Here is a 16,157-nt window from a genome sequence, read left to right on the forward strand (position 1 = left end):
TCCGCGAGGATGCGCATGCGGCCGGGCTGCCGTACCTGCCGGACGCAGAGCTGTCCAAGCTGGTCATCACGCAGGCGAAGAAGACCGGCGGGCGGGCGTGGCTGGGCGAGGTGTCGGCCGTGGTGCTCCAGCAGGCCCTGGCGGACCTGAACACCGCCTACCGCAACTGGTTCGCCTCGGTGTCGGGCAAGCGCAAAGGCCGCCGGGTCGCACCGCCCCGGTTCCGGTCCCGCAAGGACCGGCGGCAGGCGATCCGGTTCACCCGCAACGCCCGCTTCACGATCACGCCGGGCGGGAAGTTGCGCCTGCCCAAGATCGGGGACGTGCGGGTGCGCTGGTCCCGCCCGCTGCCGTCCGAGCCGTCGAGCGTGACGGTGATCAAGGACGCGGCCGGCCGGTACTTCGCCTCCTTCGTCGTCGAGACGACCAGCGAGCCGCTGCCGCAGGCGGCGGCCGAGGTCGGCATCGATCTGGGGCTCACGCATTTCGCGGTGACCTCCGACGGCCGCAAGATCACCAGCCCCCGGTTCCTGCGCCGCGCCGAACGCCGGCTGCGCAAAGCGCAGCAGGCTCTGTCCCGCAAGGCCAAGGGGTCGGCGAACCGGCGGAAGGCCGCCGCGAAGGTCGCGCGGCTGCACGCCCGCGTGGCCGATGCGCGCCGAGACCATCACCACAAGCTGTCCACCCGGTTGATCCGCGACAACCAAGCGGTCTACGTGGAAGACCTGTGCGTGTCCGGTCTCGGGCGCACCCGCCTGGCCAAGTCCGTGCACGACGCGGGCTGGTCCCAGTTCGTGGCGATGCTGGAGTACAAGGCCGAACGGTACGGCCGCACCTTCGCGAAGGTCGACCGCTGGTTCCCCTCCTCCAAGCTGTGCTCGGCCTGCGGGACGGTCGCCGAATCCATGCCGCTGAACATCCGCGCATGGGCCTGCCCGTGCGGCACGGTCCACGACCGCGATGTCAACGCCGCCAAGAACATCCTGGCCGCCGGACGGGCGGACAGGCAAAACGCCTGCGGAGGGACCGTAAGCCCCTCCGCCTAGCGGAGGGCGGGACCCGGTGAAACAGGAAGCCACAGAAGTGCCGCACACCCGGCACAGGCTGAATCCCCGGCCTTCAGGCCGAGGAGCGCGTCAAGGACGTGATCCATCGCCGATGCCGGCCCGGTGACGCGCCCACGCGCGGGTGGCCGTGGCCATCGCGCCGAGCCACGTGGCGTCGGGACGCCGGTCGGCGAGCGTCCCGTACATGGACGCGTTGGCGTCGGCGAACGCATCGATCGCCGCGGGATCGGCGCCTTTCCACGACGGACAGGCGGACGCCCATCCTTCGGCCTGCTCGGGGCTGTGCCCTGCCGCGACAAGTTGGATGACCAGGAGCGCCGGGTCGATGAAAGCGGCGCCCCGGGTGGGCCACGCCCAGTCGACCGCCCATACCCGGTCGCCGATGATGATGTTGGACGGGTGGATGTCGGTGTACAGCAGTGTTTCCCCGCGCAACAGCTCAGGCTGGTCGGTGTACCGGTCCCACCGGGTCTCATGCCAGTCCGCGGCGAGTTCCGGCAGTGGCAGGCCACCGATGCGGTTCAGCAGTTCGACCGCCATGGGCAGGTCGGCCGAGCCCACCGTCAGGTCGGCGTGACGGCCTCTGACGATCTCGAAGCCAAGCGCGATCCACTCCGGGCTCTCGGCCTGCCATTGCACAGCCGGGGAGATCGGATGCACCCACGGGTTGATGAGCCCTTCCCGGACCAGGGAATCGCGCCGGCCGCCGGGACGGTTGCGGACGGCCTTGACGAACCATGCGCCTTTCTCACCGGTCACCAGGGCGGTGAGGTCCGAGGAGAATCCGCGCTCGGTCGGCTCGACGGAGATGAGTGCGCCGGTGTGCGGGTACAGCGCCTCAGCGAGTCGGGCCGGGCCGGGAAGATCACTCAACTTGGATCTCCTGTCAGGTGCGCGGGTTGCATTCGCTTCCCGGGTGTCCCCGGGTGCATTCCTGGTCGGGGTCACACGAGGGAATCCGGACCCACACCTCCGGCGGCGGGGGCACCCGCATGCGCGGCGCCCCCGGCGAATTGCTCGCTCGCCTTGTTCAGCAGCGGGTGGTCTATCTCGTCCAGCGGAGTAGAGGCCGGCGGGATGGGGAGGTGTAGATCCTCGCGCAGGCAGCGGAGAGTGGGGCGGACCGGCACTACTTCACTCGTCCCAGTCGCCGACGCCGCCGAGCTGCTCGATCCGCTCGGGCGACAGGCCGGTCAGCGCGGCGACGCTGGAGGTGAGCGAGCCGTCCAGCACCTTCATGGATTCGATCATGCCCTGGCGGACCTCCTCGTGGCGCTGCCGCAGGTAGGTCTTGGCGGCCTCGGCGACGAAGTCCTTCTTGGTCATGCCGAGGAAGTGCGCGGCCTGCGTGATCAGTTCATCCGTCGCCGGGTCGATCTTCAATGGCGCCTGGCGTTTCGTGGTCGCGGTCATCGTTCACCTCCGCTATCCATGGTACCTAAGTACCCAAGGATGGCCTCCTGATGAGGAGACAGCCCGGCCGCCCGGCCGGTCAAGCGGTTCGGTGGCCGGATCGGGACCTTTGGGCGGCGGCTGCCGCTGGTCGGCGCCTGAGGTACGCGGCCTGGTCAGGGGGCGCCGCGGACGCAGCTGGGACGGCGCTCCGCCAGGGCGTCCGCCGACTTGCGCAGTTCTTCGAGGACGGCCCGCACCGACGGCCGCACCTCCGCGCCGACGCGCGTCCACATGACCATGCGGCGGTCCACCGGGGCGTCGGCCACGTCGCGGACGACGATGCCCTCCTCCCGCTCGGCGAGCGCCAGGTCGGGGATGAGGCAGACGGCGCCGCCCGCCGCGACCATCGCGAAAACGATCAGCAGATCGTTCGACCGGTACCGGACGTCGGGCCGGAAACCGCCGAGCTCGACACAGGTCCGTTCCAGCAGATCGGCATGGTTCGTCCCGACATGTCCCGTGACCCACGGGCAGTCCGCGAGGTCGGCCAGCCGGACCGGCGCCCCGCTGCGGGCGAGCGGGTGATCCTCGGGCAGCGCGACCCGCATCATCTCGGTGACGAGCACCTCGGACGTCAGCTCGGGACGCCGGGGACGCGGCAGATGCGAGTACTCGTCCGTCAGCACGACATCGATCTCCTGGAGGACGAGCGCCTGCAGAACCCGGTGGAACTCCTCGTCCAGGACGTCCACCACGAGTTCCGGATACGCCTTCGCCAGCCGCGGCAGGGCGGGCGCCAGCACGTGCAGCAGCGCCGTCTGGAACCCCACGAGCCGCACCACCCCGGCGACCCGGCCGCTCGCCGCGACCGTCGCCTCCTCCGCGCGCTTGGCCTGCGCCAGCAGCGTCTCGGCGTGCTCGGCGAGCACCTCGCCCGCCACGGTCAGCCGCAGCCGCCGCCCGGCCCGCTCGACCACCGGGACGCCGACGTCCCGCTGCAACTGCGCGAGCTGCTGCGACACCGCGGACGGGGTGTATCCGAGGGCGTCGGCCACGGCACCGAGCGTTCCGCGCAGCTTGAGCTCGCGGAGCACGCGCAGCCGCCCCAGATCCAACATAGTGAAGCGATTCTTACACAATCCCTGCAGTAATCGTCGCTGGACCTGAATGTTGGACGGAGTCAAACTGTAGCTGCGGCGGAAAGGGCGGAGACCCCGCCTCACCCGATCGCACCGCGCGCGGGAACGCCACTGCGATCCCAAAGGACAAGAACATGCTGCTCGTGCTCGCCCTCATCATCGCCCTCGCCGTCCTCGGCCCGCTGTTCGGCGCGGACAGCCGCGACGGCCTCGACTGGACCCCGGACAACTTCTGGCTGCGCCGCCGCCGGGCCCCCGAGCCGGTCAGAACGACCGGTAGTCGCGGACCGGCAACCGGGGGCCGCGCCTCGGCGGGCGCCTCCCGGACGATTCCAGCAGCCGGATGACCCGGTACCGATGGCCGGCGTAGGGCTCCAGCAGTTCGAGCATCCCGGCGTCGTCGACCTTCCGGCCCGCCAGTGCCAGGCCCACCAGGGCGGGCAGATGGTAGTCGCCGACGGAGACGGCGTCGGGATCACCGGCCGCCCGCTGCCGGATCTCGGCGGCCGTCCAGACCCCGATGCCCGGCAGCGACCGGAGCCTCGGCCCGCTCGGCTCCGCCTCCAGCCGCCCCGCGACCCGTGCCGCCCCGATGATCGTCCGGGCCCGGACGGCCTCCAGCCCGGACCGATGCCACTCCCACGAGGGAATCCGGACCCACACCTCCGGCGGCGGGGGCACCCGCATGCGCGGCGCCCCCGGCGCGGGCTCCCCGAACCGGCGCAGCAGATACCCCCAGCCCCGCCAGGCCTCCTCCGCGAGCACCTTCTGCTCCATGACGGCCGGCACGAGCGCCTCGAAGACCCGCCGGGTCCTCCCGATCCGCAGCCCGGGCCGCTTGCGCACCTGCTCCCGGACGACGTCATGCCGCGCGGCGAACTCCTCCGGGACGTCATCGGCCCCCAGTAGCTCCGGCACCCCGTCCAGGAGCCACTCGGCCCCCGCTCCCCAGGCGGTCGCCTCGACGGCGTCCCCCGCCCACCGAAGCCGCAGCGTCCCCGGCCCCCCGGGCGTATGGGACGCGCGCCAGACGGCCCCGTCCCGCTCGACCCGGAACGCCGGATCATGCGGCCCCCGCCGATGCGGCGACAGCGTGCCGAGAAGATCCAGCGGCCACGGCGGCCGCCACTCCCGGACCCGGCCGGGGAGACGCCCAGCGGTCTTCTCCCCGGCCGCCCCGGCCTTCGCCGGGGACCCGGCAACGGGGTCGCTCCCCTGCCTCATCTCCGTCAGGTGTCGGTGGAGAAGCGGATGGCGGTCGGGGGGAGTTTTATGCCCGGCCACACGCGGAGGCCGGTGCGGAGTTCGTTGCCGGGGCCAACCACGGCGCCGTCGCCGAGGACCACGCCGTCCAGCACCGCGCCGGGACCCACGCGGGCGCCCCGGCTGAGGACCGAGTCGCGGACCGTGGCGCCCTCGGCGACGAACGCGTCCTCCAGGAGGACGCTGCCGAGGACGGTGGCGCCCGCTTCGATCACGGCGTGGCGGCCGACCGTCGTGCCGCCGCGCACGACGGCGCCCGGAGCCACGCGGGCGCCGGGGAGGGTCAGGCGCTCGCCCGGTTCGCCGGGCATGGCGGGTGAGGCCAGGGCGCCCAGGACGAGGTCGCGGGAACCCTGGATGAACGCTTCGGGTGTGCCGACGTCCAGCCAGTAGGCCGACTCGACGTGGCCCATCACGGTGACGCCGGACGAGATGAGCGACGGGAACGTCTCACGTTCGACGGAGACGACCTCGTCCTCGGGGATCGCGTCGATGGCGGAGCGGCGGAACACGTAGCAGCCCGCGTTGATCTGGTTCGTCACCGGGTGGGGCGTCTTCTCCAGGAACGCGGTGACGCGGCCGTCGGCGTCGGTGGGCACGCAGCCGAAGCGGGACGGGTCGTCGACCTCGGTCAGGTGGAGGGTGACCGCCGCGCCGGACTCCTCGTGCAGCTTCACCTGGGCGCGCATGTCGTGGCCGGACAGGATGTCGCCGTTCAGGATCAGGACCGGGTCGTCCGGGCCGCAGGTCAGCGCGCGGGCGGCGTTGCGGATGGCGCCGCCGGTGCCGAGCGGTTCCTTCTCGCTGACATAGGCGAGGTCGACGCCGTACGCGTGGACGCCGAAGGCCGCCTCGAACATCTCGGCGCGGTAGGACGTGGCGAACACGATCCGCTCGACGCCCGCCGCGTGCGCGCGCGCCAACTGGTGGGCGAGGAACGCCACGCCGGCGGTGGGGAGCAGGGGTTTCGGGGTGGAGATCGTCAGGGGGCGCAGGCGGGTGCCCTGGCCTCCCACCAGGAGGATCGCTTCCACTCGGTTCCTTTCTCCACGCGGTTGGAGCGAGCCTAGTGGGTGTGGGAGGCGGCGTACTGCTCGACCGCGCGCCGGTATGAGGCCATGTGCGCCGCCGCGGACGCCGACCAGGAGAATTCGCGGGCGCGGGTCTGCGCGGCCTCGGCGAGGTCGGCACGGCGGGCCGGGTCGTCGATGAGGGAGGACAGGGCGTCCGCTATGTCGGCCGGGTCCGGTTCGGTGTAGGCGACGGCGTCACCGCCGACCTCCGGGAGGGGGCCGCGGCGCGTGGTCAGGACGGGCGCGCCACAGGACATGGCCTCCAGGACGGGCAGCCCGAAGCCCTCGCCCCGGCTCGGGAGCGCGACGACGAGGGCACCGCCGAACAAGCCCCGGAGCGACGGCCACGGCAGGTAGCCGGGCCGCACGACGCGCAGGTCCAGGGGGACGGTGGCCAGGGCCGCGTCGACCTCGTCGTCCCAGCCGCCGGCGCCCGCGAGGACCAGCGCCGGGGCGTCCGGGCGCCCCGCGCAGGCCCGGACCCAGCCGCGGATCAGGTTCGGGACGTTCTTACGCGGCTCCAGCGCCCCCAGGTAGGCGATGTAGGGGCGGCCGTGCAGGCCGAGACGGCCGGAGACCTGCTTGATCTCCGCCTCGGACGGACGGTGGAACACCTCGTGGTCGACGCCGTGGTAGGCGACGTCGATGTGCGCCGGGTCGGCGCCGAGGACGCGCACCAGTTCGTCACGGGTCGCGCGGGACGGCACGATCAGCCGGGTCGCGCGGCGCGCCGCGGTGCGGGTCGCCGACTTGACGTAGGACGTGCGAACCGGGTCGTGCGGCTCCGGCTCGGCGAACAGCGTGACGTCGTGGATCGTCACGACCGTCGGCAGGACGGCGCTCACCGGCATCGTGTAGGTGGGCAGGTGGATGACGTCCGCGCCGACGCGTTCGGCGACGTGCGGCAGCCCCGACTGCTCCCACGCGAGCCGGGTGGCGCGGTGCGCCAGCGCCGCCGGGCCGGCGACGACCCGGGCCCCGGGAACGAGGTCCCGGTAGCGTTTCTCGTCCGCCCGCTGGCAGGCGACGGCGAGGTCGGCGCCCTGCGTGTGCAGGGCGTACAGCAGCCCATCGACGTACCGGCCGAGCCCGCCGCGGTCGGCCGGCACGGCGGTGGCATCGAGCAGAATCCGAGGCGCCACGGTCCACTCCCCCATCCAGCGCGGTGGCGTAGATCACCCTTTACCCTCCGAGCCTACGCCCGCCGGGGACACGCTCGGGTGATCTCATTCCACGTAAGTCACAGGGGCCCCTACCCCATGGTCATCGCTTCATTGTGGGGACCGCCCCCCACACCCCCGGCAACTACCTCTTACGCGCCTGAACAAGCACGATGCTGCCGCGCTCATTCGGGGCCGTGCGGTCGGCGAGCGCGACGAGCGGGGCCAGCGGCGCGGCGGCGTTGAAGCCGACCTTCCCGCCGTGGGCGGACAGCGACAGGTAGAGCCGCTCCGTGGCGGCCGTACGGAACTGGTAGCTGTACCTGACCAGGTCCAGGCCGCGCTCGTCCATCAGCTTGCGCAGGCTCTCGTGGGTGTAGGTGTGCTGGACGTGGTACTTGGCCTTGTGCGCGTCCCGCAGTTTCGGCCAGGCGTCGGCGCGGCTCAGCACGTCCGCGGACATGAAGATCTGGCCGCCGGGCTTGAGCACCCGCGCCATCTCGTCCAGGGACCTGCCGCCGTCGTCGAAGTGCTCGATCGCGCACACCGACAGGACCGCGTCGAACGAGCCGTCCGCGAACGGCAGCCGCAGCGCGTCGCACTCGATGAGCGCGGGTGCGTTCGCGAGCGTCCGCCCGTAGGTCATCTTGCCGCGGGCGAGGTCGATGGAGACGGCGTCGGCGCCGCGTTTGCGCGCCCGCCCCGCCCAGTAGCCGTCGCCGCCCGCGACGTCGAGGACCCGCTTGCGGCGCAGGTCCCGGCCCATCCAGCCGAGCAGCGTCCCCGCCTCGCGGTACCGGCACACGTGCACCTGGTGGCCCATGAAGGCGACCACATCGGAAATCTTCATCGTCCCCAACTGTAGGCGGAGCGGACGGCCGCAAGGTCACGTTCGCCTACGCTGGGGCCCGTGAAGATGAAGGTCGTCGCCGTCCGGGGCCTGCGCGTGTTCCTGGTGATACTCGCGCTGGCGTTCTGCGGCTACAGCGTGGCCTCCCAGTGGGACGCGACGGTGCGGGCGTTCCAGCAGATGTCCTGGGCCGCGCTGGCCGGGGCGCTGGCCGCGGGGCTGGCGGGCCTCTTCGTCTGGATGCTCGGATGGCGGACGTTCCTCGCCGGTCTCGGCTCGCCGCTGCCGGTGCGCGCCATGTTCCGCATCTCCGGCATCTCCCAGCTCGGGAAGTACGTCCCGGGCAAGGTGTGGGCGCTGGTCACGCAGATCGAGATGACGCGCGAGCACAAGGTGCCGCCGGAGCGCAGCTTCGGGTCCACGATGCTGGCGGTGGCGACGTCCACGGCGTGCGGGCTGGCGGTCGCGGCGGTGACGCTGCCGCTGACGTCCAGGGCGGCCCGCGACGAGTACTGGTGGCTGTTCCTGTCGGCGCCCGTCCTGATGATGCTGCTGCATCCGAAGATCGTGACCTGGGCGCTCGGGACGATGCTCAGGCTCATCCGGCGCCCGCCGCTGGAGCACCCGGTGAGCCTCGGCGTCACGCTCCGCGCCATCGGCTGGACGGTCCTCGGCTGGGCCCTGTTCGGCGTGCACACCTGGCTGCTGTGCGTGGCCGCCGGCGGCGACGGCAGGGGCCTGCCGTTCATCGCGACCGGCGCCTACGCGCTGGCGTTCGTCGCCGGCTTCATCGTCTTCATCGCGCCGGGCGGCATCGGCGCGCGGGAGGCCGCCCTCACGCTGGTGCTGACACCGGTGCTGCCGGCCGGCGCCCCGGTCGTCGTCGCGATCGCGTCCCGGGTGCTGCTGACCGGCGCCGACCTCATCAACGCCGGTGTCGCGCTCCTGCTCGGACGTACCGCGCCGGACACCGGGAATGAACAGGACTCCAAGGAGCTTGTGCGGGGGACGCAGCCGACGAAGGAGGCACCATGACGGCCCCGATCACCGTGACCGACGCGACGTTCGCGGACGAGGTCCTGAACAGCGACATCCCGGTGCTGGTCGACTTCTGGGCGGACTGGTGCGGGCCGTGCCGCATGATCGCGCCCATCCTGGAGCAGATCGCCGAGGAGCAGGGCGGCAGGATCCGGATCGCGAAGCTCGACTACGACGCGAACCCCGTCACCCCGAACAAGTACGGCGTGCTGGGCCTGCCCACCCTGCTGCTCTACAAGAACGGCGAGGTCGTGGAGCAGATCGTCGGCGCCAAGCCGAAGCGCGCACTGCTGAAGGTCATCGAGCCGCACCTGTGAGCGCGTCGATATAGGCGGTCCAGAGCGGGCCGTGGTCGACCGGGCGGACGCCGGAGCGCAGGCGCTCCGGCTCCCCCGGAGCGTAGAAGCGGCGGAGGGCGGCGGCCAGGGACGCGGCATCGTCCGGTGCGCAGATCAGGCCGTCCACGCCGTCGCGGATCTGCGTGCCGAACCCGCCGACATCGGTGGCGATGACCGGCAGGCCGTGCTCGTGGGCCATCCACACGTTCTGCGAGGAGGTGGCCGACCGGTAGGGCATGACGAGCGCGTCGGCCGCGGCGAACAGTCCCGGGATGTCGGCCGCCGGGACGTATCCCGGACGCAGTTCGACCCGCGAGGTCAGGTCCAGGGAACCGATCAGCTCGCGGGTCTCGTCCAGGCCGCCCCAGAACTCGCCCGCGACGGTCAGTGCCACCTCGTCCGGGCCTTCGGCGAGGGCGCGCAGCAGGACGTCCAGGCCCTTGTACGGGCGGACGATCCCGAAGAACAGCAGCCGCCGGCGCACCTTCCCGGCGGCCGGCGCGGAGGCGGCGGCGACCGGCAGGTGCGCGGCCATCTCCGCGGCCCGCACGGGACGGGACGTGAGCGTCCGCGCGATGTCCGCCTGCGCCCCGGTGTGGACGAGGACGCCGTCCACCTTCCGCAGCAGCCGCCTCATCAACGGCTCGTCGTACGGCTTGCGCTCATGCGGCAGGACGTTGTGGCACAGCGCCACCACCCGCGCCCTTCCCCGCAGACCGGCGAGTATCCCCAGGTAGGACGGCACCTGTACGGTGCTCAGCAGCACCAGCACGACCAGGTCGGCCGAGCGCAGCGCGCGGCCGGTGCGCCACCAGCCGTCCGGGCGGCGCCAGTCGAGCCGGTGCCGGGTGGCGGGGAACGGCTCGCCCTCCGGTTCGGCGATCGTCTGCCGCCCCGGGTACAGGAACCTCGGATACTGGGCGCGCCACGACTCGATGACGACCTCGTGCCCGGCCGCGGCCAGCCGGTGCGCCAGCTCGGTCGTGTGCCGGGCGCCGCCGCCCTTGTACGGGAACGCCGGCCCGACGATCGCGATGCGCATGCCGCTAGACGTCGCCGCGCGAGCGGACGATCAGGTCGGCGAGCAGCGCCAGCGACGCGATGATCAACCCGGTCACGAAGATCATGATGGTGTTGTTGGCGAAGTAGCCGAAGTGCACCACCATGTCGAACACGCCCTTGAGCAGCCCGATCACGATCAGCCACAGCGCGGGCGGCATCAGCACCTTGAGCGGGTTGAAGTACATGACCATCCGCAGCACCTGCAGGATGTAGCGGTAGGCGTCCTTGGTGAAGTGGAACTTCGACTTCCCGGCCCGCTTGGCGTAGTCGATCGGCATGTACCGGACCGGGTGCTGGTTCGACAGGAACGCGATCGTGATCGTCGTGACGCAGGAGAACCCGGGCGGCAGCAGCCGCAGGTACGGCAGCGACACCTCGCGGCGGAACGCGCGCAGCCCCGAGTTCAGGTCCGGGATCTTGGTGTTGGTGAGCCGCTCGGCGACCTTGCGGATGAACCACTTGGCGGGGACCCGCAGCACCTTGTGCGTCCCCTCCTCGGTGGTGCGCGCCCCGACGACCTGGTCGACGGACGGGTCGGTGTCCAGCACGTCCACGAGCTCGGGAATCCGCTCGTTCGGGTAGGACATGTCGGCGTCCGTCCACACGACGATGTCGCCGCGGGCCTGCTGGGAGCCGATGCGCCGGACGGTGCCCGAGCCGCTGTTGTGCTGGAACGCCACGATCCGCATGTTCGGGAAGCGGGGCTCCGCCTCGCGCAGCCGGGCGAGCGTCTCGTCGGTCGAGCAGTCGTCGACGGCCAGCAGCTCGTAGGTCTTGCCACTGGCGTCCATCGCCTCGCAGATGCGCTCGACCTCGTCGATCACATGGTCCTGCTCGTTGTAGCAGGGCAGGACGATCGTGACGTGGACGGGTCCGGACGCCGGCTCCGCGGGCTCGGGCTCGGCCGCGGGGGCGGGCACCGAGGCGGGCTCGGCGGGCGCGGTCTCGGACGTCGGCTCGGCAGACTGGGTGCTCACGCAGCGCGAGGATACTCGCCCTGGCTCACCTAGGCAGACGTATCCCTTCCGGGAGACGGCCCCCAGAGCCCCCGGACGGGCCGTCAAGACGCGGCGGGCTCGGCGATCCACACTTCCATGAACAGTCCCCACGTCGCGCCCGGCGGCCCGGTGAGAGTGCGGCCGTCCTGCCGCGTCCGCACCGAGAGGACCCGGTGCGGCGTCCCGTACGGCGCGACCTGCTCCGGCTTCGCCGCCATGAGCACCGGACGGCGCCCGGCCGCGAACACGCCGGCGACGACCCGCTTCACGTCGGCGGACGTGGTGCCCCCGGCCGTGCGCGCCGCGGGCAGCCCGCACATCCCGCGCACGACCTGGAGGAACCGGTCGGCGGTGGACTGCTCGATCGCCACGACCGAGCCGCGCGCCGGCAGTTCGTCGCACATCTCCTCGACGGCGCCCACCTCGTGCTGCTCCGTGCGGGTCATCAGGAGGCCGCTGGACGTCAGCACGATCGGCACCAGCATCAGCGCGACACCGGCGACCGCGCCCCCGCGCACCAGCCCCGGCCCGTACCCGAGGCGGCGGACCCGCCGCGCCGCCCAGGCCGACGCGAACATCGTGAACAGCAGGAGGCCGGGGATCACGAGCCCGATCAGCCGCCGGGACGCCCACGGATGGTCGGGCGTGATCCCCGGCCGGATCAGCACCTGCGCGGTCGTCCAGACGATCACCGCGTAGGGCAGCAGCCATTCCGGCGACCGCCCGCGCAGCAGCCGCCGCGCCAGCACCGCCGCGCCCAGCGTCGCGAACAGCAGCGCGGGAAGGCCGATGTACCAGATGACCCAGTACAGGGACAGCTCGGAGTACTGCCGGGTCCCGTCCAGCGGGAGCCGGTGGACCCCCTGGACCAGCTCGATGAACCGGACGTTCAGCTCGTCGTCCTTCGTGGCCGGCACCCGGCGGACGGTCTGCACCAGCGGCCGGACCGCGAAGCCCGCCATCACCAGCACGGTGAGGACGGCGGCGGCGCCGGGCAGCCGGCCCCGCGCGACCGCCGGGCCCGTCCGGCGCAGCCACGCCCCCGTCCGGTCCCAGCGCAGCAGCACGACCATGGCGGCCGTCGCGGCGAACACCGCCGCGCTGATGGCCGCCAGCGGCCTGAGCGACGATCCGAGGTAGGCCAGGTACGGCCGGGACAGCGTGAGGCCCTCGGCCAGCCCGGCGCCGGCGCCGAGCAGCAGCCCGCCGGCGAGCCAGTACCCGGTGCCCCGCCGGAGCCCGATGAGAAGGCCGGCGAACGCGAGCACCGGCAGGATGTCCCGCAGCCCGTCGATGCGGACGAGCACGATGAGGCCGAGCGCGGCGCCCGCCAGGAACGCCTTCAGGCCGGCGCGCCGCCCCTCCTCCCGGCGGACGTCGTACATCAGCGAAAGCCCGCCCAGCAGCAGGATGATCGCGGGCAGTTCGCTGAACGTGCTGCGCGAGACGTAGAGCATCGGCAGTGTCAGCGCCAGCAGCAGCGCCCCGGCGGGCGCCCAGCGCGGGCCGGCGAGCCGCGCGACGAGCCCGGCGAACGCGAGCACGCCGCACGCGCCGAGCAGCGGCGCCATCAGCAGGATGCCGTGGGTGCCGCCGAGCCAGCCGCCGAGCGCGAGGACCAGCGGCATCCCCGCCATGAACTGCGGGACGATCGCGCCGCCGTCCTGGTAGAAGGCGGGGCTCGCGAACCGCAGTACGCCGTCCGCGCCGCCGAACGCCTCCCGCGCCTGCGGGATCGGCAGCGACCCGTGCTCGGTCAGCCAGACCGCGAACTGGACATAGGACGCCGGGTCGCGCCGGACGACGATCTGCTCTGCGCACATGACCACCTGGAGCACCAGGAACGCGGCCGTGATCGCGAGCACGCTCCCGGTCGTCCACCACGGCACCGCGTCCACGCCGCCGGAAGCATTGAGGCCGCCGCGCGGTCCGGGCGGCAGGTCACGCGGACGTGACCGCAGGCCGAGCCACAGCGTCACGGCCGCGGCCGGCACGAACAGCGCGATCGCCGGGACCGGCCGGAACACGCCCGCCATCAGCAGCGGCAGCGCGACCGCCAGCCACGCCACGACGAGCAGCGCCGGGGCCACCGTGACCCGGACGAGCAGCCGACCCGCGTTCATCGTCCCGTCCCGTGCTCGTCGGCGCAGTGCCCCGTGGCCTGCGGTTCGTTCAGGGGGTGGTCATCCACTCGTGCGGAGCGTAGCGGCACCGGCCGGGTGCTGGACCCCCGGCGATCACGCGGGCATACGCTCTGGCCATGAGCGCACACGTCGACGGCGCGGCCACGCCCGCGGAGCTGCTGCGGCGGCGGGTGGCCGGCGACCCGTCCAACCCGTTCGTCACCTTCTACGACGACGCGACCGGCGAACGCGTCGAACTGTCCGCGCGGACGTTCGACAACTGGGTCGCCAAGACGGCGAACTTCCTGGTGGACGGGCTGGGCGCCGAACCGGGCAGCCGCGTCGTGCTCGTCCTGCCGCCGCACTGGCAGACCGCGGTGTGGCTGCTGGCGTGCTGGTCGGCGGGGCTCGTCGCCGAGCCGGTCGACCCGGAGGCGGTCAGCGGACGAGACGGCGCCGAACCGATCGGGTCGTCCGGACCGTACATCCTGGCGGCGGCGCAAGAGGTGCTGGACGATGTGGTCGCCGATGAGGCGGCGGAGGAGATCGTCGGGCTGTCGCTGCACGCGCTGGGCGGTCCGCTGGCCGACTGCCCGCCCGGAGTGACCGACTACGCCGACGAGGTCCGCACCTACGGCGACAGGTTCGCTCCAGGGCCGGAAGTGACGCCCGATGCTCCTGCGCTGAGTGTGACAAAGGACACATTGAGCGGGGCGGACCTGGTGGACGCCGCCCGCAGGGCCGTCGAAAAACACGAGCTGGACGCGCGCGACCGCCTCCTGGTTGACGTGCCGTTCACCACACTCGACGGGGTACTGATGGGCTTGCTCGCACCACTAGCCTCGGGTGCTTCCGTCATAATCCAACGAAACTTTGATAAAGCCGCCCTAGATCGACGTCTGACCGTGGAGCATGTGACGGTGGTGGCCGGTCCACCCGGACCGAATCACGCATCCGGCTCCCCGTACCGGCTCGCCTGACCTACGCTCTCCTTGCCCTTGTCCCGTAACCCGACCCCTGAAAGCGGGCGATCCCCGTGTGGGGCTGACCCCCACACTCCCAAGAACCGCTGAGACCCGGACCACGGAGCGATGAACAGCAACCCGATGTACATGGAGTACGTCGACGACGCCGATCCGCAGCCGGCGCCGCGACGCGGCTGGCGCATCCTCGGATGGGTGTGCATCGGGCTGTCGGCGGTCATGGTGGTCGGCTCCCTCACCGCCTACGGCCTGTACCGCCAGGCGTTCGGGAACATCTCGCACGAGGACGTCAACGCCCAGCTCGGCCCCAACCGGCCGAAGAAGCTGAACAACGCGATGAACATCCTGGTGCTCGGCTCCGACACCCGCGCGGGCGCCAACGCCAAGTACGGCCGCTCGCTGAAGAACGAGCCGCCGCGGTCGGACACGATGATCCTGCTGCATCTGTCGCCCGGCGGCGGGCAGGCGATCGGCATCAGCTTCCCCCGCGACCTGATGGTCCGGATGCCGTCCTGCAAGAGCCGCAAGGGCACCGTGATCCCGGCGCAGACCCGCGCCCAGATCAACTCGTCGTTCACCAACGGCGGCGCGGCCTGCGTCATCAAGACGATCGAGAGCCTGTCCAACATCCGCATCGACCACTTCATGCAGGTCGACTTCAACGGGTTCAAGACCATCACGAACGCGGTCGGCGGCGTCCCGGTGTGCCTGCCGAAGGACGTCAACGACCCCAAGTCCGGGCTCCGGCTGAGCAGGGGCAAGCACGTGATCAAGGGCGAGACGGCGCTGTCGTACGTGCGCGTCCGGCACGGCCTCGGTGACGGCTCCGACACCGACCGCATCAAACGCCAGCAGAAGTTCATGGGCGCCCTCGCCAACAAGTCGATGAGCGCGGGCACGCTCAGCAACCCCAAGCGCCTCCTCTCGCTGATGAACGCGGTCACCAAGTCGCTCACCACCGACAAGGAACTGACGCCGCAGGTCATGATGGACATCGCCCAGGAGATGCAGGGCATGACCTCCGGCAAGCTGCGGTTCGTGACCGTCCCGTCCGGGCCCGACCCCCTCGACCCGAACCGGGTGGCGCTGAGCGCCACCGCGCAGCCGTTCTTCAACGCCGTCCGCAACGACAAGACCGTGCCCAAGGAGCCCAAGCCGGGCACGTCGAAGATCCCGCCCAGCCAGGTGCGGGTGCGGGTCTACAACGGCAGCGGCATCGACGGGCAGGCCGGGCGCGTCGCCGACGACCTGGAGTCGCAGGGCTTCCAGGTCACGGTCGGCGGGAACGCTCCCGCCCCCACCGCGACCACCAAGGTGCTGTACGGCACCGGAGCCGACCAGCAGGCCCAGACGCTGACCGCGCTGATCCCGAGCAAGCCGCAGCCGGCCGTGCGCACCACGGGCGGCACGCCGGGCGTCGTCGACCTGGTCGTCGGACGTGACTGGACGAACCTGAAGAGCGCCGGCGGCGGCATCCCCAAGCAGCAGGGTGAGATCCGCGCCAGCGACGACATCTGCAAGGAGAGCTGACCGGGCGGCCCCATGACCTACACCTCCAGCCCCTCCGGAGCCGACACGGCCCCGCCCCCCGCACCGCCGACCGGCACGGACCCGGCGGTACCCCCCGCCCCGGCCCCGGCGGCGCCGGGCACGCCGGCCGCCATCGGC

The 16,157-nt window shown here is 72.0% G+C and carries 15 protein-coding genes; 5 read left to right on the forward strand and 10 right to left on the reverse strand.

Annotated features, from left to right (window positions below; genetic code table 11):
* The coding region (locus AF1_RS28015) for an RNA-guided endonuclease InsQ/TnpB family protein (protein WP_067805821.1) at positions 1–1,046 on the forward strand (1,046 nt) is incomplete at its 5' end.
* Between the two features lie 90 nt (positions 1,047–1,136).
* On the opposite strand, the gene AF1_RS28020 is transcribed toward AF1_RS28015, so the two are convergent.
* The 7 genes from AF1_RS28020 to AF1_RS28050 form a co-directional block, all read right to left on the reverse strand.
* A complete protein-coding gene (locus AF1_RS28020) occupies positions 1,137–1,940 on the reverse strand; it encodes a hypothetical protein (RefSeq protein WP_067805824.1) in 804 nt (267 codons plus the stop codon).
* 261 nt (positions 1,941–2,201) lie between these two features.
* Positions 2,202–2,480: a type II toxin-antitoxin system TacA family antitoxin gene (locus tag AF1_RS28025; protein ID WP_067805826.1), complete on the reverse strand. Its 279-nt coding sequence runs from the start codon at positions 2,478–2,480 to the stop codon at positions 2,202–2,204.
* A gap of 155 nt (positions 2,481–2,635) precedes the next feature.
* The gene (locus tag AF1_RS28030; protein ID WP_067805829.1) at positions 2,636–3,580 is read right to left on the reverse strand and encodes a LysR family transcriptional regulator; all 945 of its coding nucleotides are present in this window, start codon (positions 3,578–3,580) and stop codon (positions 2,636–2,638) included.
* A gap of 285 nt (positions 3,581–3,865) precedes the next feature.
* Positions 3,866–4,825, reverse strand: a complete 960-nt coding sequence (locus AF1_RS28035) for a DNA-3-methyladenine glycosylase family protein (protein ID WP_242608616.1) — start codon at positions 4,823–4,825, stop codon at positions 3,866–3,868.
* A 5-nt stretch (positions 4,826–4,830) separates the two neighbouring features.
* Positions 4,831–5,898 carry a mannose-1-phosphate guanylyltransferase gene (gene manB / locus AF1_RS28040; protein ID WP_067805832.1) on the reverse strand — a complete coding sequence of 356 codons (1,068 nt, stop codon included), beginning with the start codon at positions 5,896–5,898 and terminating at the stop codon, positions 4,831–4,833.
* Between the two features lie 32 nt (positions 5,899–5,930).
* Positions 5,931–7,079: a glycosyltransferase family 4 protein gene (locus tag AF1_RS28045; RefSeq protein WP_067805859.1), complete on the reverse strand. Its 1,149-nt coding sequence runs from the start codon at positions 7,077–7,079 to the stop codon at positions 5,931–5,933.
* Between the two features lie 163 nt (positions 7,080–7,242).
* Positions 7,243–7,947, reverse strand: coding sequence for a class I SAM-dependent methyltransferase (locus AF1_RS28050; RefSeq protein WP_067805834.1), 705 nt, complete (start codon positions 7,945–7,947; stop codon positions 7,243–7,245).
* Positions 7,948–8,013: 66 nt separating this feature from the next.
* On the opposite strand from AF1_RS28050, the gene AF1_RS28055 reads away from it, so the two are divergent.
* A complete protein-coding gene (locus tag AF1_RS28055) occupies positions 8,014–8,982 on the forward strand; it encodes a lysylphosphatidylglycerol synthase transmembrane domain-containing protein (RefSeq protein WP_067805862.1) in 969 nt (322 codons plus the stop codon).
* A complete protein-coding gene (trxA, locus tag AF1_RS28060; protein WP_067805837.1) occupies positions 8,979–9,302 on the forward strand; it encodes a thioredoxin in 324 nt (107 codons plus the stop codon). Before AF1_RS28055 ends, trxA begins: the two co-directional genes overlap by 4 nt.
* Here trxA and AF1_RS28065 read toward each other — a convergent pair.
* The 3 genes from AF1_RS28065 to AF1_RS28075 form a co-directional block, all read right to left on the reverse strand.
* Entirely contained in the window at positions 9,283–10,365 is a 1,083-nt protein-coding gene (locus AF1_RS28065; protein ID WP_067805841.1) for a glycosyltransferase family 4 protein, read from the reverse strand. The two genes, trxA and AF1_RS28065, sit on opposite strands and share 20 nt — an antisense overlap.
* Positions 10,366–10,369: 4 nt before the next feature.
* A complete protein-coding gene (locus tag AF1_RS28070) occupies positions 10,370–11,305 on the reverse strand; it encodes a glycosyltransferase family 2 protein (RefSeq protein ID WP_242608622.1) in 936 nt (311 codons plus the stop codon).
* 140 nt (positions 11,306–11,445) lie between these two features.
* A complete protein-coding gene (locus tag AF1_RS28075) occupies positions 11,446–13,506 on the reverse strand; it encodes a hypothetical protein (RefSeq protein WP_067805846.1) in 2,061 nt (686 codons plus the stop codon).
* Between the two features lie 137 nt (positions 13,507–13,643).
* On the opposite strand from AF1_RS28075, the gene AF1_RS28080 reads away from it, so the two are divergent.
* Both AF1_RS28080 and AF1_RS28085 read left to right on the forward strand, forming a co-directional pair.
* On the forward strand, positions 13,644–14,486 hold the full coding sequence (locus AF1_RS28080; protein ID WP_067805850.1) for a TIGR03089 family protein: 843 nt from the start codon (positions 13,644–13,646) through the stop codon (positions 14,484–14,486).
* 111 nt (positions 14,487–14,597) lie between these two features.
* A complete protein-coding gene (locus AF1_RS28085) occupies positions 14,598–16,019 on the forward strand; it encodes an LCP family protein (RefSeq protein WP_067805853.1) in 1,422 nt (473 codons plus the stop codon).
* Positions 16,020–16,157: the final 138 nt, after the last annotated feature.

It is taken from the genome of Actinomadura formosensis NBRC 14204 (genome assembly GCF_001552155.1).
Classification (GTDB): domain Bacteria; phylum Actinomycetota; class Actinomycetes; order Streptosporangiales; family Streptosporangiaceae; genus Spirillospora; species Spirillospora formosensis.